Here is a 21,510-nt window from a genome sequence, read left to right on the forward strand (position 1 = left end):
CTGGACAGCCTCGAAAAGGTCACCGGACGGCCCGTGCTGGGCGTCCTGCCCTGGCTCGGCCCCCACCGGACACAGAACGAGAAAGCCCCCGTTCGCGCATTCCGCGAACAGGGGCTCCCGCTTTCGAGTGGGCGATACTGGGATCGAACCAGTGACCTCTTCGGTGTGAACGAAGCGCTCTCCCCCTGAGCTAATCGCCCGGTGGTACCAACTTCCACGAGTTCCGGGGGACGGACTCGTGGTGCGCGATACTGGGATTGAACCAGTGACCTCTTCCGTGTCAGGGAAGCGCTCTCCCGCTGAGCTAATCGCGCGCTGGCGGAACTTGGTACTGACGGAAGCATATCGGATGCCCTCGAGTGCCTTCGCGGGGGCCTCCTCCATCGTGCGGTGTGACCCGCTGCACTGCGCAAATCGCCGTGACACGGGGGTGCCGAAACGGGCAGACTGCACTGGACAGCCCGCCTTCGCACCCGACCGTCGCCGGCCTCGAAGGCAAGACGTTCCGCCGGCCCGGCCGACCCAGGAGAGCTCCCACCCCGATGACCGACACCGATTCCCGTCCGCCCGCCGACCTGAACCGCGCTCCGGCGCGGGCGGGGCTCCTCATCGGGGTCCTCGTGCTGTCCGCGTTCGTGATGATCCTCAACGAGACGATCCTGAGCGTCGCGCTGCGCGACCTGACCGTCGACCTCCGTGTCCCGACGACGACGGTGCAGTGGCTGACCAGCGGGTTCCTGCTGACGATGGCCGTCGTCATCCCCACGACCGGGTTCCTGCTGGAGCGCTTTTCGCCGCGGCAGGTCTTCCTCTTCTCGCTTTCCGCGTTCAGCCTCGGCACGCTGCTGTGCGCGCTCGCGTCCGGCTTCGCGATGCTGATGGCCGGGCGCGTGGTGCAGGCGTGCGGCACGGCGGTGATGCTGCCGCTGCTGATGACGTCGGTGATGCGGCTCGTGCCGCCGGAGCGCCGCGGCGCGACGATGGGCACCATCACGATCGTCATCGCGGTCGCGCCCGCGATCGGCCCGACCATCGGCGGCGCGGTGCTGTCGTCGCTGGGCTGGCGCTGGATGTTCTGGATCGTGCTGCCGCTGTCGATCGCCGCGCTGGTGGCGGGGGCGCTGCAGCTGAAGCTGGACAGCGAACGCCGCCGCGTGCCGCTGGACGTGCCGTCGGTGCTGCTGTCGGCGATCGGCTTCGGCGGCGTGCTGTACGGGCTGTCCGCCGGTGGCGAACAGGCCGGGGTCGAGCCGCTGGTGCCGGCCTGGGTGCCGATCGTCGTCGGCGTCGTCTCGCTGGTCGTGTTCACCTGGCGCCAGCTGCGGCTGCAACGCCGCGACCGGGCGCTGCTCGACCTGCGGCCGTTCACGCACCGCAGCTTCGTCGTCTCGCTGGTGCTGACCGCGCTGCTGTTCGTCTGCCTGATCGGCGCGGCGGCGATCATGCTGCCGCTCTACCTGCAGACGGTGCTGCACACGACGACGTTCGTCAGCGGCCTGGCGGTCCTGCCCGGCGGCCTGGTGCTGGGCCTGCTCGGCCGCCCGGTCGGCGCGCTGTACGACAAGCTCGGCCCGCGCCCGCTGGTCATCCCGGGCGCCGGGGCGATGGCGGTGTCGCTGTGGCTGTTCACGATCCTGGGCCCGACCTCGCCGCTGATCGCGGTGATCGGCATCCACGTGCTGCTGATGGCCGGGCTCGGCCTGATGATGACGCCGCTGTTCACCGAATCGCTCGGCGTACTGCCCGAAAACCTGTATTCCCACGGCAGCGCGATCCTTTCGACGCTGCAGCAGGTGGCGGGCGCGCTGGGCACCGCGGTGTTCGTCAGCGTGGCGACGCTGGGCAGCGACGACAAGACGGCGGGCAGCCCGGACGCATCGGGTTTGCACGCGGCGTTCGTGGTGGCGGGGTGCGTCGGGCTGGTCGCCTTCGCGGGGACCTGGCTGATCCGCCGCTCGACGCCGGGTGCGACTCCGGCGGCGGGCGCGCACCACTGAGGTTTGAGGCCGGCTCCGAACGCCGGCTGACGTCATGAACGACCCTTTCACCGCGCCCGGCGCGGTGAAAGGGTCGTTCACGGCATCCGGCCGCGGGCGCGGACCGGCTTCGGCGGGTGCCGCGCGGTCTGGAATGAGTCATTCGAGACCTCCGCAGGCACCTGCCTGATTCGCCGCTCGAACCGAAGCCCACCCCGGCGGCGAGCGCGCGCCACTGCGGACGGCCGACTCCGGGACGCCGACTGACATCATGAACGACCGCGGGCGCGGACCGGCGGCGGCGTGTGCCGTGCCGTGGCGGCGGGCGCGCACCCCTGAGAACAGCCGGCTCGAGCGTCGCCCGATCGCCGGCGGCGCCGGCCGGGGCGAGTCCACTTCGGGCAAAAGACAGTCCCGCTCCCGCTCGGCGAAGGCTGGGGGGAACCTGCGAGCGGAAGCGGGAGTTCGAGGCCGGTACGGGGGTCGCCTCGCGGCGAAAGGCACGACACGGCTCCAGCCGGACTGGTGTTCCGTGAAGGCAAGGGGTGAGGCCCGGGGACCCCTCCGTACCGACACCCGTTACAACGCCTCGCGCGCCGGGGTGTTCCCCGACGTGACCTGGCTCATTCCTTCACCTTCGGGGTCGCTCGCACGCCGCTGTGCAGGTACCGCTCGCCCGTCGGCAGCGTGTAGAACGTCACCGAAACCCAGCCCCTCATGCCCGCCGGGCTGTGGGCGAAGTGGCCCGGGCCGATCGGGACCAGGTCGTCCTCCGTCGTCGGGTCCGGTACCAGTGAGGCCAGCGAGCCCGTCACCGTCTGGCGGATCCGGAGCCGGCCCTCCTCGGTGAGGATCTCGATGCGCATCGACTCGCGCTCGTACACGCCCAGGAACTCCGAAACGTCCACCGCGGGCGGCTCGGCCGCCGGCTCGAGCGGGCGCGGCATCGAGACGCCCGCCAGCTCCGCGAAGATCTCCGCGTACAGCTCCTCGTACAGGTCGTGGGCGCTTCCGCCGTTCGTCAGCAGCGTGACCGCCAGGTCGTGGTCCGGCAGCACCCGCAGGAACGCCGACTGGCCGATCGTGTTGCCGTCGTGGCCGATCAGGCGGTGGCCGTCCCAGCCGAAGCGGATCCAGCCGAGGCCCCACGAGTCGCCGAGGGTGTGCTTGTCCGGCATCTCGAACTGCGCTTCGGTCATCGCCGCGGCCGACTCCGCCGACAGCACCCGGGAGCCGTCCGGGGCGAGGCCGCCCGCCAGGTGCATCCGGGCGAACGCCAGGACGTCCGACGCCGATGCCGTGATCAGGCCGGCCGGGCCCGCCGAGCGCGGGAGGCCCCACACCGGGGCCGGCTGCGGGTCGCCGTCGCCGCTGGCCACGTGGCCCGTCGCCGCGCGGAACAGCAGTGCTTCCTCCGGCAGGGTGCCCGTGCGGGTCAGGCCCAGCGGCGTGAACAGCCGCTCGCGCAGAGCCGCGTCCCACGTCTTGCCGGTGAGCTTCTCGATCACGCGCCCGATGAGGATGAACCCCGAGTTGCAGTAGGACAGCGTCGCCCCGAGCGGGTGGGTCTGCGCGGCCTGGTCCAGCACCTCGACGTACTTCTCGACGCAGTCGTCGCCGCGGCCGGTGTCGGTGAAGACGTCGCCGTCGATGCCGCTGGTGTGCGTCAGCAGGTGCCGCAGCGTCACCTTCTTCGTGACGTCGGGGTCGGCCAGCCGCAGCTCCGGCAGCACGTCGGCGATCGGGGCGTCGAGGCTCAGCAGGCCCTCGTCGACCAGCTGCATGGCCACGGTGGCCGTCCACACCTTGCTGATCGAGCCGATCTGGAACACCGAGTCGTCGGTGACCTCGACGCCGGTGGTCTTGTTGAGCACCCCGAAGCCGGCGACGACCTCGTCGTCGCCGCGCAGGATGCCGAGCGTCGCCCCGGGCACGCGGTGCTTGCGCGCGAGCTCGGCCAGGCGCCGCCGCCAGTGGGCGGTGTCGAGCGGGACGCGCGCCGGCTTGCCCGGCTCCCCCGCGTGCTGCTCCACCCAGTCCACGATCCGCCGGTTGAAGTCCACGCGGTGCGACGGCCGGCCGTCGAGGATGAACAGGTGGGACGAGCCCGGGTAGAGCACCAGCCGGGCCGGCACGCCCTGCTCGCGCAGCGCGGTGAACCACTGCTCGGCCTGCCCGGCCGGGCACCGGTCGTCGTCGGCGCCGTGCACGACCAGCGTCGGCGTGCGCACCTTTTCCACCTGCGCCAGCGGGGAAAGCGCCGCGTAGTGCGCCCGGTTCTCCGAGGGGAGCGCGCCGAGTTCGGCGACGCCGAGGAAGTGCCCGGCGTCGGAAGTGCCCGCCATGCTCACCGGGTCGCTGACGACGCCGCCCGCGACCGCCGCGGCGAACCGGTCGTCGCGGCTGGTCAGGTAGCAGGTCATGTAGCCGCCGTAGCTGTAGCCGGACACGGCGAGCCGCCGCCCGTCCGCCACCCCCTCGGCGACCAGGTCGTCCAGCGGCTCGAGGAAGTCCTTGGCGTCGGCCAGGCCCCACGCGCCGACCGCGCCGGTGAAGAACGCTTCGCCGTAGCCGTCGCTGCCGCGCGGGTTCAGCAGCAGCACCGCCCAGCCACGGGCGGCGAGCTGCTGGTGGTAGACGTGCACGGCGTCGGCGGTGCCGTTCCACGCGTTGTGCGGGCCGCCGTGGATGTCCAGCAGCAGCGGCAGCGGGCCGGTGCGGGCCGGGTCGCGCAGCAGCCAGCCGTGCACGACCGTGCCGTCGGAGACGGTGAACTCCCGCTCCTCGTGGGTGAACAGCTCGAGTTCGCCGTCACCGTGCGAAGTGCGGACCGCCACCGCTCCCCCGCCGACGCCGACGGTCGCGATCTCGCCGTACGACGTCGTCGTGGTCAGCACGACCGCCGCGGTGTCCCCGGCGACGCTGAGGCCGGCCACGGCGTTCCCGGCTTCGCCCAGGACCAGCCGCGGCTCGCCGCCGGTGACGTCGACGGCGTAGAGATGCGTGTACCCGCGGTCGCGGACGCAGAACAGGACCTCGGAACCGGCGAGCTGCGGCAGCGCGCCCGGGTAGCCGGCGCCGCCCGGCATGACGTTGCGGTCGAGCGACGCGGCGAGGTCGACGGTTTCGCCGCCGTCGAGGGGAACCCGCAGCAGCCCGGCGTGGCCCGTCGCGGTGTCGCGGCGGCCGACGACGAGCAGCGCGCCGCCGTCGGCGGTCCAGGTGACCGTCCCGCACATGCCCTCGCCCGAGCCCACCAGCTCCGGTTCGGCCGAGCGGTCGCCGGCGTCGAGGACGTAGGCGCCCGACCGGAAGGTCAGGTCGCCGTCGGCGTCCCGGCCCGCGGGGAAGGCCAGCTTCGCGCCGTCCGGCGACCAGGCCGGGTCGCCCGCGTGCCAGTCACCCGACGTCACCCGGCGGACCTCGCCGGTGGCGACGTCGAGGACGTGGACGTGCTTGCGCAGGGTGCGCAAGAGCCCGGCGCCGTCGGCCTTGAAGTCGATGCGGTCGGCGACCACCGGGGCGTGCGCGCGCCGGCCTTGGGCGCCCGGGTCCTCACCCTCTTCGGCGTGGAGGTCGATCGGGGCGCTGAAGGCGATCTCGGCGCCGTCGGGGCGCCACACCGGCGTGCCCGCGCCGAGCGGGAGCGTGGTGACCTGCTCGGGTTCGCCGCCGCCGGCGGGCAGCAGCCACAGCTGCGCCGGGCCGTCCTGGGCGCGCAGGAACGCGAGCCGAGTGCCGTCCGGGGAGAACGCCGGGGCGACGTCGGCCTTGCCGCGGGTGAGCCGCCGGGCCGGGCCGCCGCCGGTGGCGACCTGCCACAGCGAGCGGGTGTCTTCGTCGGAGTCGCGGTCGGCGGTGCGCACCACGTACGCGATCCGGCCGCCGTCGGGCGAAATCGCCGGCTGCTCGGGGAACTCGAGGGCGTACAGGTCGTCGGTGCCCAGACGTCGGGTCATGCGGGATCTCCTTGGGGGAAACGGGTTCACGCGGCGAAGTGGCAGGCCGCCCGGTGCGGGCGGTCCTCGGTGCCCGCGGCCGGGTCGGTGCGGACGCAGACGGTGCGGTCGGTGTGCACGAGCGGGCCGACCGGGCACCGCGGGTGGTAGCGGCAGCCGGGCGGCGGGTGGTGCGGGTCGGCGGGTTCGGTGTCGGCGAGGGCGTCGTCGCCGTCGAGCAGGTTCCGGTGCGCGGACGGCGCCGCGGCCAGCAGCTCCTTCGTGTACGGGTGCCGCGGGTCGGTGAGCACCTGCTCGGCCGGCCCGGCTTCGACGATCCGGCCGAGGTACATCACGGCGACGACGTCGCTGACGTACCGCACCACGGCGAGGTTGTGGGAGATGAACAGCATCGACAGGGAAAGCCGCCGCTGCACGTCCCGGACGAGGTTGAGCACCGCGCCCTGCACCGAGACGTCGAGCGCGGAGGTGATCTCGTCGGCGATCAGGACTTCCGGCTGCCCGGCCAGCGCCCGGGCGAGCGCGACACGTTGCCGCTGCCCGCCGGACAGCTGACCGGGCAGCATCCCCGCCCGATCGGGGTCCAGGTGCACCAGTTCGAGCAGCCGGGCCACTTCGGCCTTCCGCCCGGGGCCGCGGGGCATCGCCTCGGCGATCGACTCGCCGATCGCCATCCGCGGGTCCAGCGACGAATACGGGTCCTGGAACACCATCTGCAGCGGGCGCCGCCGGGGCAGCCGCCGCACGTCGGTGCCGTCGAGCCGGACCCGGCCCGCGCTGACCGGGGCGAGCCCGGCCGCCGCCCTGGCGAGGGTCGACTTGCCCGAGCCGGACTCGCCGACCAGGCCGACGACCTGTCCGGAAGGGACGGTCAGGGTGACGCCGTCGACCGCGGTCAGCTTGCCGTAGCGGACACTCACCGCGTCGAACTCCAAAGTGCTCACGCCGCACCCTCCTCATGGGACTGTCCGGAAAGGACACCGACCGGCGGGTGCCAGCACGCGACGCGGTGCCCGGCCGCGGCCGGTTCGAGCACCGGGTCCTCGGTCCGGCAGCGCTGGGAGACCAGCGGGCACCGGTCGGCGAACGCGCAGCCGGCCGGCACCTGGTCCGGGGCCGGCGGGCGGCCGGGGATCACGGCCAGCGGCTCGTCGCGGTCGGTGTCGAGGTCCACCGTCGTGGCCAGCAGCGCCCGCGTGTACGGGTGCCGGGCCTCGCCGCCGGCCGGCAGGTCCTCGACCACGCGCCCGGCGTACATCACCAGCATCCGTTCGCACGTCTGGGAAACGACGGCGATGTCGTGGCTGATGAGCAGGATCGCCGCGCCCTCGGCTTCACGCGTGCGGGCGAGCAGGCGCAGCACCTGCCGCTGCACGGTGACGTCGAGCGCGGTCGTCGGCTCGTCGGCGATGATCAGCCGGGGCTCGCCCATCAGGCCCATGCCGATCATCGCCCGCTGCCGCATGCCGCCGGAGAACTCGTGCGGGTACTGCCGCGCCCGCCGGGCCGCGGCCGGGACGCGCACCGCGGTCAGCTTCCCGACCGCGCGCGCGAACGCCTCGCGCCGCGACAGGCCGTGGTGCTGCTCGGACACCTCGGCGAGCTGGCCGCCGACCCGGCGGGCCGGGTTGAACGACGTCATGGGGTCCTGGAACACCATGGCCAGCGACGTGCCGAGCTCCCGGTCCGAAGCCGACGCCAGGGGCTTCCCGGCGAACTCGAGCCGGTCGGCGGTGACCACACCGGGTGCTTCGATCAGCCGGGACACGGCCAGCGCGGTCAGGCTCTTGCCCGAACCGGACTCGCCGACGACGCCGATCGCTTCGCCCGCGCGGACGGTGAAGCTGACCCCGCGCACCGGCACGGTCCAGCCGTCCGGTCCGGGGAACGCCACCTGGAGGTTCTCCACGACGAGCACCGCGTCGCCGCCGGCTTCGGCGGCGGGCGCGGGCCGGGCCGCCGGGAGCGGGCCCGCCGCGCGCCGGGCCGGGCGCGTCCGGACCCCGACCACCGCGGCGACCGTCTCCCCGACCAGGTTGAACGCCAGCCCGGCGAGCACCACCGCCGCGGCGGGCGCGAGTGCGGCCACCGGGCTGACGTAGATGCCGTCCAGGCCTTCGCGCAGCAGCCGGCCCCAGTCGTAGTCCGGCGCCTGCACGCCGATCCCGAGGAACGACAGCCCGGCGAAGGCGAGCAGCGACGAACCGGCCCCGATGGTCGCGTTGACGACGAGGGGTTCCCCGATGTTGGGCAGCACGTGCCGGGCCAGCAGCCGGATCCGGCCGACGCCGGCGAGCCGGGCCGCGTCGATGAAGTCGCGCCCGCTCACCGACGCCGAGAGCGTCTGCACGAGCCGGGCGAACGCCGGCGCCATCGCGAACGCGATCGCCAGCACCGCGCCCTGCGTGCCGACGCCGAAGATCACCGCGAAGAACAGCGCCAGCAGCAGGCCGGGGAACGCCACCGCGATGTCGACGGCCGCGACGAGCAGCCGCCCCGCCCACCGCGGCAGCACCGACGGCAGCGTCCCGAGCACGACCCCGGTGCCGACGCCGATCGCGGTCGCGAGGACCGCGAGCCCGATCGAAAGCCGGGTCGCCACCAGGGTGCGGAGCAGCAGGTCCCGGCCGAGGGAGTCGGTGCCGAACGGGTGCGCACCCGAGGGGCCCTGACCGATCGCGTCGGTGTCGATCGCCGCGGCGCCGTCGCCCCACACGAGCGGGGCCACCAGCGCCAGCACGATCACCACCGCCAGCAGCACCGCCGAACACGCGCCCACCGGGGTGCGCACGGCCGCGACCCACACCGAACCACGTCGTCGCACCATCTCAGGCCTCCCGAATCGCCGAGCGGGGGTCGAGCACCCCGAGCACGACGTCGACCAGCAGGTTGACCAGCAGCACGCCGGCGCCGTAGACCAGCACGATCCCCTGCACCAGCGGGTAGTCCTTCGTCACGATCGACTGCACGATCGTCGAGCCGAGGCCGGGCCAGGCGAACACGTTCTCCACCAGGACCGTGCCCGCCACCATCGAGGTCAGCATCAGCCCGCCGAGGGTGAGCGTCGCGGTCAGCGCGTTCGGCAGCGCGTGCCGGACGTAGACCAGCCGCGCGGGCAACCGCTTCGCCCGCGCGGTGCGGACGAAGTCGGCGCCCAGCACGGAAAGCAGCTCGACCCGGATGATCCGCGCCAGCACCGCCGCCGGTCCGATCGCCAGTGCCGCCACCGGCAGCACGTACCCGCTCACGTCGTCGGCGCCCGCGACGGGGAACCAGCCGAGGCCGACGGCGAGCAGCGCCACCAGCCCGACCCCGATCAGGAACTCGGGGATGGCGGCGACGAGCACGCTCACCGAGGTGAAGCCCAGCTCCGCGCCCCGGCGGCGGCCGCCGCGCGTGAGCACCGCGAAGCCGACGCCCACCGGGACGGCGACGGCGACCACGACCGCGAAGGCGAGCACCGCCAGCTGCAGCGTCGACGGCAGCCGGTCGCCGATCACCTGCGCCACCGGCTGCCCGCTCGCCATCGACGTCCCGAAGTCCCCGGTCAGCAGGTTGCGCACGTAGTGCCCGTACTGCACCCACAGCGGGTCGTCCAGGCCCAGCTCCGCCCGTTTCGCCGCCACCAGCGCGGCGGGCGCGGTCATCCCGAGCGACGCGCGCACCGGGTCGCCGGGGACCAGGTGGATCATCAGGAACGCCGCGGTGAGCAGCGCCCACAGCGAGACGGCGAAGCGGGCCAGCCGCCGCGCGGCGAACGCCGGCCACGGGCCGCCGCGCAGCCGGGGTGGTGCCGCCGCCGTGGTCACTTCGCCAGCATCCGGATCGACGACGGCGTCAGGCTGCCCTGGCTGAAGGCGAACTTCGCGCCGCTGGCGTAGGTCGGCACGACGGAGTCGAAGTAGGGCACCGCGTCGACCCGCTTGATCAGCGCGGTCTCCGCCGCGTTCCAGTCCGCGCAGCTCGCGTCGCCGGGCTTGCCGGCCGCCTGCTGCGCACCCTGGTCGTACCCGGGGTTGGCGATGTGGGCGAAGTTCGTCCCGTCGGGCGCGGCCGGGCCGGAGACGAACGGCACCAGCTGGCTCGGCAGCGAGAACCCGACCGGTCCGAGGGAGACCTCCCACTCGCCGGTGCCGAACAGCACCTGGCTGAGCCCGGGGCTGTCGACCGCCTTGAGCGTCACGTCGGCGCCGAGCGACTTCCACGTCTGCTGGACCAGCTCCGCGGTCGGCGCCATCGTCGGGCCGAGCTGGGTGCCGTAGAGGACGGTGAGCGAAAGCTTCTTGCCGTCCTTCGCGCGCACGCCGTCCGCGCCCTTCTTCCAGCCCGCGGCGTCCAGCGCGGCCGCCGCCGCGGCCGGGTCGTGGGCCGGCAGGTTGCCGGTGACGGTGTCGCCCGGGCAGACCTCCGGCTCGTTCGTGATCATGCCCTGCGACGGCCGGCCGGCGCCGCTGGTCAGCACCTTGCCGAGCTGGGGCAGGTCGAGCGCCTGGGTCAGCGCCCGGCGGACGGCTTCGTCCTGCCCGGGCCGCCCGGCGGCCTGGTTGTAGAACACCTCGCCCATCGGGGCCGTGAAGTCGGCGTGGAAGAGCTTGCGCCCCTCCAGCCGCTGCCGGTCCGGTCCGTTGATCTGGGCCGCGTTCAGCTCGCCGGACAGCAGCAGGTTGGTGGCGGTCGTGGTGTTCTGGATGACCCGCACGACGACCTTGTCCGGCAGGCCCGGCTCCGCCTTCCAGTCGCCGGGGCCCCACGCGTAGTCCTTGCGGCGGGTGAACGTGTAGTGGTCGTTGGGCACGGACTCGGCGACGGTGAACATCCCGGTGCCGGCCTCGCCCTTGGCGAGCAGCTTCCGGTCCGCGAGGCCCTTGGCGCAGGCGATCGGTACCCCGCCGAGGTTGCGGGCCAGGAACGCGTCGGGCTTGCCGCTGGTGACGGAGATCGTGCGGGTCGCCTCGTCCGCGACCGCCTTGGTGCCCGGCGCGATGTACAGCCCGGCGATGGGCGACTTGTTCGCCGGGTCGCCGATGAAGTTGATGTTGGCCGCGACGTCGGCGGCGGTCAGCGGGGCGCCGTCCGCGCACGTGAGGCCCTGGCGGAGGGTGAACGACGCGGTCGTCGTCGACGCCTCCCACTTCGCGGCCAGCCCGGCGACCGGCTTGCCGGCGTCGTCGAGGTTCAGGAGCGTGTCGTAGAGGAACCGGTCGACCTGGAGGGCCACCGACAGCACGGTCATGTGCGGGTCGAGGCTGCCGGGGTCGGAGCCGACGCCGAGGCTGAACGTCTTGCCGTCGACCGGCGTCCCGTCCCCGCTCCCGGCGCTTCCCGATCCTCCGCAGGCGGTCGCGGTGAGCGCGAGCACCCCGAGCACGACCCCCGCCGTCCGAGTCCTGGTCATGGCGTTTCCTTCCGGAGGTGGTCCACGGCGAGGCGGGCGGCCTTGCCGATGGCGGCGTCGACGGCGGGCTGCCGCTCGGCCAGGGAGTCCGCGCGGGTGAAGACCGCGACGGCGAACCGGCGGCCGTCCGGGAAGGACACGACGCCGGCTTCGTTGCGGACGGCGGGCAGGGTGCCGGTCTTGGCCGCGACCGCGACGTCCGAGCCGAACCCGGAGGAGATCCGGTGCGGCCAGATCTGCTGCGCCATGATCGTGCGCACCCGCTCGCACGCGGCCGGTTCGGCGGCCCGGCCGGTCCAGATCGCTTCGAGCAGCGTCGTGGTCTCCCGGGGCGTCGACGACGACGTCCGCTCGGGGTCGAGCGCCGCGAGCTTCCAGATCTGTTCGGGGCTCGCGCCGGCGAACACCGCTTCGAGGTCGGAGTCGTCGGACGCGCCCAGGTCCGCGAGCACCGAGGCGAAGAGGTCTTCGCAGCAGCCGATCAGGCGGGTGCGCTCCAGGCCGAGGCCGGCGAGGACGCGGTCGACGGCGGCCTGGCCGACGCGGTGGAAGATGACGTCGGTGGCCGCGTTGTCGCTCATGGTCAGCATGAACAGCGCGAGGTCGCGCCAGCTCAGCTCGACGTCGTCGGCGCAGCCGGCGGTGCCGATCCCGCCGATGCGGTAGCGCTTCCCGACGCGGGTCCGCTCGGTTTCGTCCAGCCGCCCGGCCACGACCTCCCGCGCGTAGGCGACGGCGACCGGGATCTTGAACACCGACGCGAGCACCACCGGGTCGTCCGCGCCGACGGCCACCTCGGCCTCGCCGCCGAGCTCCCGCGCGTGCACGAACCCGCGGGCGCCGGCCGCGGTGAAGACGTCCGCGATCCTCGCTTCGACCGGGCTCACGCGCGCACCCGCCGATCGGCGCGGCCGGTGTGCAGGTACAGCGCGCGCCCGGTGCCGTCGTCGCCGACGAAAGCGTGCGGCAGGTACATGCCCTGCATCGGCTCGGCCAGGATCAGCGTGTCGCCGTTCATCGCGACCAGCTCGGTCTTCTCCGGCTTGGCCAGCTCCGCGAAGATCCCCTTCGGCACGCGCTCGACCCAGACCCGGCCGTCGTCGTCCTGGCTGACCACGATGTCCGCGACCGAGGACGAGTACTCGCCGACGTACCGCGCGGCGTCGATGCGCGGCGCCTCCGGGTTCGGCGACGGCGGCACCGCGAGCTCGATGCCGGTCAGTTCCTTGAGCAGGTGGCCGACGATCTCGGTGTAGAGGGCGATCGGGTTGCCGCCGTTGGTCAGCAGCGCCACCGCGACGCCGTGCTCCGGGGCCAGGCGCAGGAAGGACGACTGGCCGATCGTGCCGCCGTCGTGGCCGACGACCGCGCCACCGTCCCAGTCGAACAGCGACCAGCCGAGGCCCCACGCGTCGCCCATCAGGCCGAGGTCGGGCAGTTCGACGGTGCGTTCCCGCATCGCGCGGGCGCTTTCCGCGCTGAGCACCCGGGTGCCGTCGGCGCCTTCGCCGTCCCGCAGGTGCATCGCGGCGAACGTCACCAGGTCCCGCGGGCGCATGGCGAGCATCGCGCCGGCCGGGGCGTTGGACGGCGCCAGCGCCCAGACGCCGGCGGGTTCCGGGTCGGCGCCGGGCTCCGGCGTCAGGTGCCCGAGCGCGGCCCGGAACCGGATGGCCTCGTAGGGGCTCGCGGCGGCGTGCGTCAGTCCCAAGGGGACGAACAGGTGCTCGGCCAGGCAGTCGTTGTAGGACTTGCCCCGCAGCACTTCCACGACCCGGCCGAGGACGCAGAACGCGGCGTTGTTGTAGGAGAACATCTCGCCGGGCGGGAACAGCTGCGGGACGTCGTGCAGGGTGGCCAGGTACTTCTCGACGCAGTCGTCGCCGCGGCCGGTGTCGGTGAAGATGTCGCCTTCGAAGCCGGAGGTGTGGCACATGAGCTGCCGGACGGTGATCCGCGCGGCTGCGTCTTCGTCGGCGATCTTGAACTCGGGCAGGTACGTCCGGACCGGCTGGTCGAGGTCGAGACGGCCTTCGTCGACCAGCTGCAGGGCCAGGGTGGTCGTCCAGATCTTGGTGATGGACCCGATCTGGAACAGCGAATCGACGTCGGCCTCGACGCCGGTGCCCTTGTTGAGCACCCCGGCCGCGTGGTCGATGATCTCGCCACCGGCGTACACGGCGACGGACGCGCCGGGCACTCCGTGTTCGGCCAGCAGGGCGGGGAGCCGGCTGTCCAGCCAGGCGGAGAGTTCGGTGAGCTTCGACATGGTTGCCTCTCGTGGCGACGGTGGGGAACCGGCGATTCGGGGATGCTAGGACGGGTCCCGGGGCGGCCGGTTCGTCGAAACCGACGAGCCCCGGGGAAACTTTCATCGCGGGCGACGAACCGCCCGCAGCCGGTGGCCCACCTCGGCCCGCACCGCCGCGTACCGCACCACGACCAGGACCTTGACCCGAGACGCGGTGACGGCGGCCCCGGTCGCGAGCGAGCGGGCTCGCACCCCGGCCTCGGCCGCCCAGCGGCCGAGCACCTGTTCGGCTGACTCCATGGAACCCTCCGTCCGTTGTGGACTGTCCGGTCGCGCGGCCCGCGGTCAGGCCGCGAGCCACGCCTTCGCGGTCGTCACCTCGGCCAGCCGCTCCGGGATCGGCGTCACGCCGAGGCCGGGACCGGACGGCACGGGCAGCCGGCCCGCTTCGAGGACGAACGGCTCGGTGATGTCGGTGCGGTAGAAGCGGTCCGACGCCGAGGTGTCGCCCGGCAGGGTGAACCCGGGCAGCGACGCCAGCGCGACGTTGGCCGCCCGGCCGAGCCCGGTCTCGATCATGCCGCCGCACCAGACGGGGATGCCGTGCGCGGCGCAGACGTCGTGCACCCGCCGCGCTTCGAGGTAGCCCCCGACCCGGCTCGGCTTGATGTTGACGATCCGGCAGGCGCCGAGCTTGATCGCGTCGGCGGCCGAGCGCGCCGAGACGACGGACTCGTCCAGGCAGATCGGTGTCCGGATGTGCTTGGCCAGTTCGGCGTGGCCGAGCACGTCTTCCTCTTCCAGGGGCTGTTCGATCAGCAGCAGCTCGAACGGGTCCAGCCGCTGCAGCTGCGGCACGTCCGAGAGCGTGTACGCGGTGTTCGCGTCGACCTGCAGCAGGATGTCCCCGAAGCGTTCGCGGACCGCGCGGACCGGCTCGACGTCCCAGCCCGGTTCGATCTTCAGCTTGATCCGGACGTACCCGTCGTCGAGGTACCCGGCGACGACGTCGAGCAGCTTAGGGATCGTGTCCATGATGCCGACGGACACCCCGCACGGCACGGAGTCCTTCGTGGACCCGAGCGCGGTGCCGAAAGAGACGCCGTGGGCACGCAGTTCGGCGTCGAGGACCGCCATCTCCAGTGCGCCCTTGGCCATCCGGTGGCCCTTGAACTTCGCCAGCAGCGGCGCGACCTTGTTCGCGGTCAGGTCGCCGGCGGCCAGCAGCGCGGGCACGAGGAAGGTGCGCAGCACGCGCTCGACGCCGTCGACGTACTCCGAGGAGTAGAGCGGGTCGACCATCGCGCCGCACTCGCCCCAGCCCTCGCCTTCGGACGTCACCGCCCGCAGGAGCAGGAGTTCGCGTTCGGCCTGCGTGCCGAACGACGTCCGGAACGGTGCCACCAGCGGCATCCGGACGCGCAGCAGTTCCACCCCGGTCAGTTTCACGACGTGTGCTCCTTCGCGACCACGTACCAGCCGGCACGATCGAATCCGGTGACCGACGCCCCGCCGGTCATCAAGCCGCCCAGGACGTCCCGCAGCGCGACCCGCCACGCGCGGCCCAGGCCCGGGTCGGTGCGCCGGAGCGCCTCGATGTCCGCCGGGACGGCGACGAGCACGACGGGCGCGTCGGCCGGGCCGGTGACCGGCTCGCCGCCGGCACCGGCGGCGAGCGCGACCGCGGCCCCCTGCTTGCGCAGCGCGGTGGCGTCCGCGCCGGCCGGGACCCCGCCCGCGGCCGCCCGCACCGGCGGGCTCGCCAGGTCCCAGACGGCCATCAGCCGGTCGGTGTCGCCGGCGCCGTTGATGCCGTCGCGCATCGGGCCGTAGAAGTCGGGCAGGTAGTGCGCCGGGCGGGCGGCGAGCTTGGTCAGGTTGAAGTGGGCGTTTCGGCGCACCAGCGGGTCGAACGTCCAGGAGATCTCGTCGACGCCCTGGCGCAGCGCCCACGCGCGCTGGTGCAGCTTGAGCGCGAAGCCGATGCCGCGGCCGTGCCCGCTCGTGGCGACGCCGGCGATGTGGCTGTGCAGTCCTCCCTTCGCCGGGCCGCCGAAGAACCCGAAGCAGGCGCCGAGCAGCTCGGGCCCGTCGAAGGCGCCTCCGACGTAGTTGCCCGCCGAGACCATGGCGCGCAGCAGTTCGGCCGTCACCGGCTGGTTTCCCGGTTCGGGGCGCCAGATCGACTCGAAGAGCCGGGTCACGGCGGCCAGGTCGGCGACCTCGGCCAGGGTCCGCACGGCGACCCCCGAGGCCGTGGCGGCGGTGGCCGCGGCGGCGGCCGCCTCGTCCCGCAGCGGCGGGGCTGTGTTCGTCACGACTTCAGTCACGCTGACGATCCTCTCCGGACCCGGCCCGCCGGTCACCGTTGTGCCGCACCGGATTCGCCCCGCGCGTTCGTCGGCGCGGACGAACTTCCCCGCGCCAGCACGGTTTCGGCGAGCTTGCGGACCAGTTCGGTGCGGCGGGGCAGTTCCGCGACGAGGACGTGCTCGTCGTCGGCGTGGGCTCCCCCGCCGACGGCGCCGAGGCCGTCGAGCGTCGGAATGCCCAGTCCCGCCGTGAAATTGCCGTCGGACGCCCCGCCGACGGCCGCTTCGGTGAGCGGCCCGAGACCGAGGTCGGCGGCGAGTTCGGTGGCCAGCGCGAAGAGCTGCTCCGACGCGGGTCCGTCGAGCGGGGCCCGGTTGATGCCGCCGCCGATGCGGATCCGCGTGCCGTCGACGACCGGCGTCAGGCTCCGCACGGCCCGGTCGACGCGGTCCTGCTCCCCGGTGTCCCACACGCGGGCGTCGACCGCGACGCTCGCCGCGGCGGGCACGGTGTTCGTGGTCGTCCCGGCGGTGAGCGCGGTCGGGACGACGGTGGTGCCCCGCGCCGGGTCGGCGAGCGCGGCCACCGCGAGGATCTGGTGGGCCACCTCGATCCCGGCGTTGACGCCCTTTTCCGGTTCGAGCCCGGCGTGCGCGGCACGGCCTTCGACCTCGATCCAGTACCGGGAAACGCCTTTGCGGCGGGTCTTCAGCGCCCCGCCGTCGGCCGACGCTTCGAGCACGAACACCGCGTCGCAGCTCTTGGCCTCGTCCTCGATCAGCGGCCGGGACCGCGGCGAGCCGATCTCTTCGTCGCCGGTGATGAGGATCGAGAGGCCGTCCCGGTCGGGCAGCGCGGCGGCGGCGTGCAGGGCCATCACGACGCCGGCCTTCATGTCGAAGCAGCCGGGCCCGCGCAGGACGCCGTCGCGGACCTCGAACGGGTGGGTGCGCAGGGAACCCCGCGGCCACACGGTGTCGTGGTGGCCGAGCAGCAGGACCCTCGGCTCGCCGAAGCGCCACCGCAGGTGCGTGCAGCCGTCGGTGACGATCCGTTCCGGCTCGGTCCCGAGCAGCCGCCGCCCGATCGCGGCGACGACCTCGGCGCTGCGCGCGACGGCTTCGTGGTCCTCCGACGGGGATTCGCAGCGGACGAGCGCCTCGATGTCGTCGATCACTTCGGCTCACCCCGCAGCGGCTTGCCGGGCAACGCTGTCACGTCGAGTTCTCCTTCGCTGACCACGGGAACGCCGGCGACGTAGAGGTGCTGCACGCCCTGCGAGGGCCGGGTCGGGTCGGTGTAGGTCGCGGTGTCGGTGACCCGGGCCGGGTCGAGGACGACGAGGTCGGCGTCCGCGCCCGGCGCGAGGTGGCCCTTGCCGCGGGCGGCGGGCGCGACGTCGTCGAGGAGCCGCGAAGGCAGGTAGGCGCAGCGGCGGAACGCTTCGAGCCAGCTCCAGGTGCCGGTTTCGCGGACCATCAGCCGCAGGGTCTTGGCGAAGGTCCCGGCGGTGCGCGGGTGCGTCGTCCCGCCCGGCGGCAGCGGCCAGCCGGTGCTTTCGGTACGGCCGTCCGGCCAGTACACCGGCATCGCGTCGCTGGCGACGATCGCGTCGGGGAAGGCGAGGGCCTGGTGCAGCAGGCCGCGGTCGCGGGGATCGGTCTCGTCGAGGAACTCCAGCAGGCAGGGCGCACCCGGGTCGGTTTCCCGGATCTGCCGGAGACGGGCTTCGTCGCGGACGCGCTCCCCCGTTTCCAGGATCACCACGCTCGACGGGCGGAGTCCCTTCATCCGCAGGCGGTCCGGCTCGATGAACGCGGCCCCGACGGCGGTGCTGCCGGCGCCGTAGGGGTAGGCCTCGACGGTGACGCGGGACCCCTCGCGGCGGGCGTTGTCCAGGGTGGCGAGGACGCGGTCGACGTGGTGGCCGGAGGTGCTGTTGACGTGGCAGTGGTGCATCGCGGCCCCGGTTTCCCCGGCGGCGACGGCGATTTCCACCGAGCCGTCGACCGGGATCGCGGGGTCGACCTCGACCAGCTCGCGGACGTGCGTGTAGGTCGGCACGCCGGCCTTCGCGGCGAGGTGCGCGACGGCGAGGAACTCCCCGGGCTCGGTGGCGGGCGCGTACCCCATCAGGACACCGATGCCCAGCGCGCCCTTCGCCAGTTCACCGTCCAAAAGGGACAGCCAGGCCCGGAGTTCCACCGCGGAGGAACTCCGCTGCCACCGCGGGTTCCCGAGCACGGCCAGGCCGCTGCCGATGCTCGCGTCGGGCGCGATCCCGGCGAGCACCTGCGCGCGGGCCGCGCCCCAGGAGGCGGAGAACCCGTAGTGCAGCGGCCGCCCGGCCGCGGCGGCCTCGGCGTACGCCCGCTCGACGGGCATCAGGCCGGCTTCGAGGTCGAGCGCGGTGGTGACGCCGTCCATGGCCTGCAGCCGCTGCCCGGCGACCGAGTGCACGTGGCTGTGCAGGTCGACGAACCCGGGCCCGACGACGAGCCCGGTCACGTCGACCTCGGTGGCGTCCGGCGCGCTCAGGTTCGCGCCCACGGCTTCGATCGCGCCGCCGTCGACGAGCACGTCGGCGACGCCGTCGAACCCGCTACCCGGGTCGACGACCCGGCCGCCCCGCAAGAGTGTCCGCACCCGCTGCCTCCTCGTCGTCGCCGATCTCGGTGACGTTAGGAGGATTCCGGGCCCGGGCGTTGGTGCGGGACGACGAAGCCGGGCGGCGTGGTCCGTCCGGGCGGACGAACCACGCCGCGCGCGGTCAGGCGTTCGGGCCGGTCCAGCCTTCGGGCACGTGGCCGATGCGCACCCGCTGCGGGTGGTCGCCGACCGGGACCGAGACGCGCTTCTGGCCCGTCGCGAAGTCGATCGCGGTGACCTGGTCGGCGCCGGCCTCCGAGATCACGCAGGCGGTGCCGTCGCCGCTGACCGTGGCCCAGTACGGCTTGACCGCCGGGACCAGCGTGCCCTGCTGCAGCGTCGCGCGGTCGACGACGGTGGCGTAGTCGTCCATGGTGCCCGCGATGCAGAGCTTGTCGCCCGCCGGGCTCATCGACATGCCGTGGTGGCGGGAGTCGTTGACGAAGGTCTTGCGGTCGTCGCTGGTCGCCGGGTTCTTCGGCAGTTCCTTGAGCCGCGTGATCTTGTCGGTCGCGACGTCGTACTCCAGGAAGCCGTTGAAGAACGAGACCTGGAAGTACAGCTTCGACCCGTCCGGGGTGAACGCCACCGGCCGCACGGCGTCGGACAGGTCCCGCCGCCCGAAGGCGTCGAGGCGCTGGCGCATGTCGATCACCTTGACCTGGGCGAAGGTGGCGGCGTCGACGACGGTGATGCGCCGGTCCCCCTTGGTGAAGTCCCAGGCCGGGTCGTCGAGGTCGGTGTTGACCTCGCCGATCGACATGTTCCAGAGGGAGCGGCCGCCGTCGGTGAAGACGTTCTCGTGCGGCTTGTCGCCGGTGGCGAAAGAGCCGACCTGCTGCCCGGTGACGATGTCCAGCACGTGCACGGTGTTGGACGTCGAGGCGGACACCGCGACGCGGCGCCCGTCCGGCGACACCGCCATGTGGTCGGAGCGGAAGCCCGAGACCGGGAAGCGCCAGTTGACCCGGCCGGTGGTGAGGCTGATCGACACGACGTCGGCGAAGCTGGGCCGCGACGCCACCACCGAACCGCCGTCCGGGGTGGTGTACATGTCGTCGACGAACTGGTCGTGGCCTTCGCCGGGCCCGTTGCGGATGCCGAGGAAGAACGCCAGCTTGATCGGGTTGAGGTAGATCTCCCGCAGCCGGTCGTCCTTGTCCGGGATGATGTTCACGCGCCCGATGCGGGCGAAGGAGCCCCGCGACTGGATGACGTCGGCCGTCCCTTCCCAGTTGTTGCCGACGAACATCACCTCCCGCAGGGCCGCGGGGGCGCCGGTCGCGGGCACCGCGGCGCCGGTCGCCAGCAGGGCGGCGGCGGAGAGCGCGTACGCCACGCGCGAGAGGTACGACCGCCGTCGGATCGGGGAAGTGCGCACGGGGAACACCTTTCGACGCTGAAGAGGTGCGGCGGGGACTTCGATGGCTTTGGCGCGGTTGAGGGGTTACTGTCCGGTATCGCCACGATAACCGGCCCCTGGAGCCACTCCGGTAGGGCCGCTCGGCCAACATCGCGGGCGCGGTGTTGTGGCCGTGCCACAACGGGCCCGGGAGGTGCCGTGCCGGCGTTGCCGCTGCTCCGGCAGGTGCTCGACGCGATGGCCGCGGACGAGACCGTGCTGGACGAGCTGGTGCGGGCCGCGCGCACCGAGTCGCCCGGGGTCGCGCGGCTGCCGGAAGCCGAGAACCGCCGCCACGTCCGGTTCCTGCTTTCGGCGGCGCTGCGGGCCACGACCAACCCCGCCACCGCCGACTACACGACGGCGGAGAAGCTGGGCGCCGACCGCGCCGAGCAGGGCGTCCCGCTCACCGACCTGCTGCGCGGGGTCCAGGCGGGCCGGACGCTCGCCGCGCGCGTCGCCGTCGAACGCTGCCGCGCGGCGGGCCTGCCCGACGACGTCATCCTCGAGACGGTCCTGGCCGCCGAGCGCTACACCGGCGCGCTGGAACGCCACATCGTCAAGGGCTACCACGCGGCCGAGCTCCAGCTGTCGCGCACCGTCCGCGACGCGCGCACCCAGCTGCTGCGCACCCTGCTGCTCGCCGGGCACCCGCCGACACCGGAGGAGCTCCGGCAGGCGGGACTGCGTCCCGAAGGCCGGTACCACTGCGTGGTTTCCGACGTCAGCGATCCCGTGCGGGCCCGCACGCTGGAGCAGGCGCTGCTGGAGTTCGGCGGCGTCTACGGCTTGGTGGAGGGCAGGCTCACCGGGCTGGCGGCCCGGGCGCCCGTCGTCGAGCCGGCCGCCGGCGTCGTGCTGGTCGTCGCGCCCGCGGTGGCGCTGCCCGCCCTGCGCCCGGTCCACGACCTCTGCACGGCGGCGGCGCGGCTGGCGGGCCCCGGCCACCACGACCTGACGACGTTGGCGGGCGGCCTCGCACTGGCCGCGCAGCCACTGCTCGCCGACCTGCTCACGACGTCGGTGCTCGGAGCTTTGGACCCGGCGAACCCGTTCCACCGCGAACTGGCGGCGACGGCACTGGCGTACCTCGACCACGGCCAGCGCCTGCGCACGACGGCGGAGGCGCTGCACCTGCACCCGAACACGGTCCGCTACCGCTTGGACCGGCTGGCGGAGCTGACACCGCTGGCACTGGCGGAGAACAGCGGCGGCGGAGTCCTGGACGCGGTGCGGTCGTGGTGGGCGCTGCACCACTGGCTGGGCGAAGCGGGCTGAGCGTCGGACAGGAGCTGCCACCTGTGCCGGGTCGCTCCCCGCACTTCCCGCGGACGCCGAGTGGCAGGCCCCGCCGCTCAGCCGGCCGGGCTGATCCCCCGCGCCGCCAACGCCAGCAAGCGATGCGCCTCGCTCGCCGGGTCGCGGGCGAGCAACGCGCTCCCCTGCACTTCCCTCCAGACCCCGAGCAGCAAAACCCGCCACTCAGCCGACCGGGCTGATCCCCCGCACCGCCAACGCCAACAAGCGATGCGCCCCGCCCACCGAACCGCAGGCAAGCAACCCAC

Annotated in this window: 15 protein-coding genes and 2 tRNA genes; 2 read left to right on the forward strand and 15 right to left on the reverse strand. The window is 73.4% G+C overall.

Features of this window, described 5'->3' with window-relative positions:
* Nucleotides 1–128 precede the first annotated feature (128 nt).
* Together AB0B33_RS42860 and AB0B33_RS42865 are read right to left on the reverse strand one after the other, a co-directional pair.
* Nucleotides 129–200 (reverse strand) — tRNA-Val (locus AB0B33_RS42860).
* A gap of 39 nt (nucleotides 201–239) precedes the next feature.
* A tRNA-Val gene (locus AB0B33_RS42865) sits at nucleotides 240–314 on the reverse strand.
* A gap of 228 nt (nucleotides 315–542) precedes the next feature.
* On the opposite strand from AB0B33_RS42865, the gene AB0B33_RS42870 reads away from it, so the two are divergent.
* Nucleotides 543–1,997: a DHA2 family efflux MFS transporter permease subunit gene (locus AB0B33_RS42870; RefSeq protein ID WP_360782839.1), complete on the forward strand. Its 1,455-nt coding sequence runs from the start codon at nucleotides 543–545 to the stop codon at nucleotides 1,995–1,997.
* 602 nt (nucleotides 1,998–2,599) lie between these two features.
* Here the strand turns inward: AB0B33_RS42870 and AB0B33_RS42875 are convergent.
* From AB0B33_RS42875 to AB0B33_RS42935, 13 genes are all read right to left on the reverse strand, one after another.
* Nucleotides 2,600–5,935: a serine hydrolase gene (locus AB0B33_RS42875; RefSeq protein ID WP_360782842.1), complete on the reverse strand. Its 3,336-nt coding sequence runs from the start codon at nucleotides 5,933–5,935 to the stop codon at nucleotides 2,600–2,602.
* 26 nt (nucleotides 5,936–5,961) lie between these two features.
* Nucleotides 5,962–6,879, reverse strand: coding sequence for an ABC transporter ATP-binding protein (locus AB0B33_RS42880; RefSeq protein ID WP_360782845.1), 918 nt, complete (start codon nucleotides 6,877–6,879; stop codon nucleotides 5,962–5,964).
* Nucleotides 6,876–8,762, reverse strand: a complete 1,887-nt coding sequence (locus AB0B33_RS42885; protein ID WP_360782848.1) for a dipeptide/oligopeptide/nickel ABC transporter permease/ATP-binding protein — start codon at nucleotides 8,760–8,762, stop codon at nucleotides 6,876–6,878. The genes AB0B33_RS42880 and AB0B33_RS42885 overlap by 4 nt, the downstream gene beginning before the upstream one ends.
* Before the next feature lies 1 nt (nucleotide 8,763).
* A complete protein-coding gene (locus AB0B33_RS42890; RefSeq protein WP_360782851.1) occupies nucleotides 8,764–9,744 on the reverse strand; it encodes an ABC transporter permease in 981 nt (326 codons plus the stop codon).
* Entirely contained in the window at nucleotides 9,741–11,330 is a 1,590-nt protein-coding gene (locus AB0B33_RS42895) for an ABC transporter substrate-binding protein (RefSeq protein ID WP_360782854.1), read from the reverse strand. The genes AB0B33_RS42890 and AB0B33_RS42895 overlap by 4 nt, the downstream gene beginning before the upstream one ends.
* Nucleotides 11,327–12,217, reverse strand: a complete 891-nt coding sequence (locus tag AB0B33_RS42900) for a serine hydrolase (protein ID WP_360782857.1) — start codon at nucleotides 12,215–12,217, stop codon at nucleotides 11,327–11,329. Before AB0B33_RS42900 ends, AB0B33_RS42895 begins: the two co-directional genes overlap by 4 nt.
* Nucleotides 12,214–13,599, reverse strand: coding sequence for a serine hydrolase domain-containing protein (locus AB0B33_RS42905; RefSeq protein WP_360782859.1), 1,386 nt, complete (start codon nucleotides 13,597–13,599; stop codon nucleotides 12,214–12,216). The genes AB0B33_RS42900 and AB0B33_RS42905 overlap by 4 nt, the downstream gene beginning before the upstream one ends.
* Before the next feature lie 102 nt (nucleotides 13,600–13,701).
* A complete protein-coding gene (locus AB0B33_RS42910; RefSeq protein WP_247024014.1) occupies nucleotides 13,702–13,881 on the reverse strand; it encodes a hypothetical protein in 180 nt (59 codons plus the stop codon).
* A gap of 45 nt (nucleotides 13,882–13,926) precedes the next feature.
* Entirely contained in the window at nucleotides 13,927–15,030 is a 1,104-nt protein-coding gene (gene menC, locus AB0B33_RS42915) for an o-succinylbenzoate synthase (RefSeq protein ID WP_360782862.1), read from the reverse strand.
* Entirely contained in the window at nucleotides 15,027–15,911 is an 885-nt protein-coding gene (locus AB0B33_RS42920) for a GNAT family N-acetyltransferase (RefSeq protein WP_360782865.1), read from the reverse strand. The genes menC and AB0B33_RS42920 overlap by 4 nt, the downstream gene beginning before the upstream one ends.
* A gap of 32 nt (nucleotides 15,912–15,943) precedes the next feature.
* Nucleotides 15,944–17,071, reverse strand: coding sequence for a M20 family metallopeptidase (locus AB0B33_RS42925; protein ID WP_360782868.1), 1,128 nt, complete (start codon nucleotides 17,069–17,071; stop codon nucleotides 15,944–15,946).
* A complete protein-coding gene (locus AB0B33_RS42930; protein WP_360782871.1) occupies nucleotides 17,068–18,540 on the reverse strand; it encodes an amidohydrolase family protein in 1,473 nt (490 codons plus the stop codon). Before AB0B33_RS42930 ends, AB0B33_RS42925 begins: the two co-directional genes overlap by 4 nt.
* A 124-nt stretch (nucleotides 18,541–18,664) precedes the next feature.
* The gene (locus AB0B33_RS42935; protein WP_247024019.1) at nucleotides 18,665–19,924 is read right to left on the reverse strand and encodes a YncE family protein; all 1,260 of its coding nucleotides are present in this window, start codon (nucleotides 19,922–19,924) and stop codon (nucleotides 18,665–18,667) included.
* A gap of 180 nt (nucleotides 19,925–20,104) precedes the next feature.
* Between AB0B33_RS42935 and AB0B33_RS42940 the strand changes: the two genes are divergently transcribed.
* On the forward strand, nucleotides 20,105–21,223 hold the full coding sequence (locus tag AB0B33_RS42940; RefSeq protein ID WP_360782875.1) for a helix-turn-helix domain-containing protein: 1,119 nt from the start codon (nucleotides 20,105–20,107) through the stop codon (nucleotides 21,221–21,223).
* Nucleotides 21,224–21,510 lie beyond the last annotated feature (287 nt).

It is taken from the genome of Amycolatopsis sp. NPDC049159 (assembly GCF_040648295.1).
GTDB lineage: Bacteria > Actinomycetota > Actinomycetes > Mycobacteriales > Pseudonocardiaceae > Amycolatopsis > Amycolatopsis pretoriensis_A.

What these genes read in the sequence shown, in the direction of transcription:
- AB0B33_RS42870 (WP_360782839.1), top strand. Translation starts at nt 543, where the DNA reads ATGACCGACACCGATTCCCGTCCGCCCGCCGACCTGAACCGCGCTCCG.
- AB0B33_RS42875 (WP_360782842.1), bottom strand. Translation starts at nt 5,935, where the DNA reads ATGACCCGACGTCTGGGCACCGACGACCTGTACGCCCTCGAGTTCCCC.
- AB0B33_RS42885 (WP_360782848.1), bottom strand. Translation starts at nt 8,762, where the DNA reads ATGGTGCGACGACGTGGTTCGGTGTGGGTCGCGGCCGTGCGCACCCCG.
- AB0B33_RS42895 (WP_360782854.1), bottom strand. Translation starts at nt 11,330, where the DNA reads ATGACCAGGACTCGGACGGCGGGGGTCGTGCTCGGGGTGCTCGCGCTC.
- AB0B33_RS42905 (WP_360782859.1), bottom strand. Translation starts at nt 13,599, where the DNA reads ATGTCGAAGCTCACCGAACTCTCCGCCTGGCTGGACAGCCGGCTCCCC.
- AB0B33_RS42910 (WP_247024014.1), bottom strand. Translation starts at nt 13,881, where the DNA reads ATGGAGTCAGCCGAACAGGTGCTCGGCCGCTGGGCGGCCGAGGCCGGG.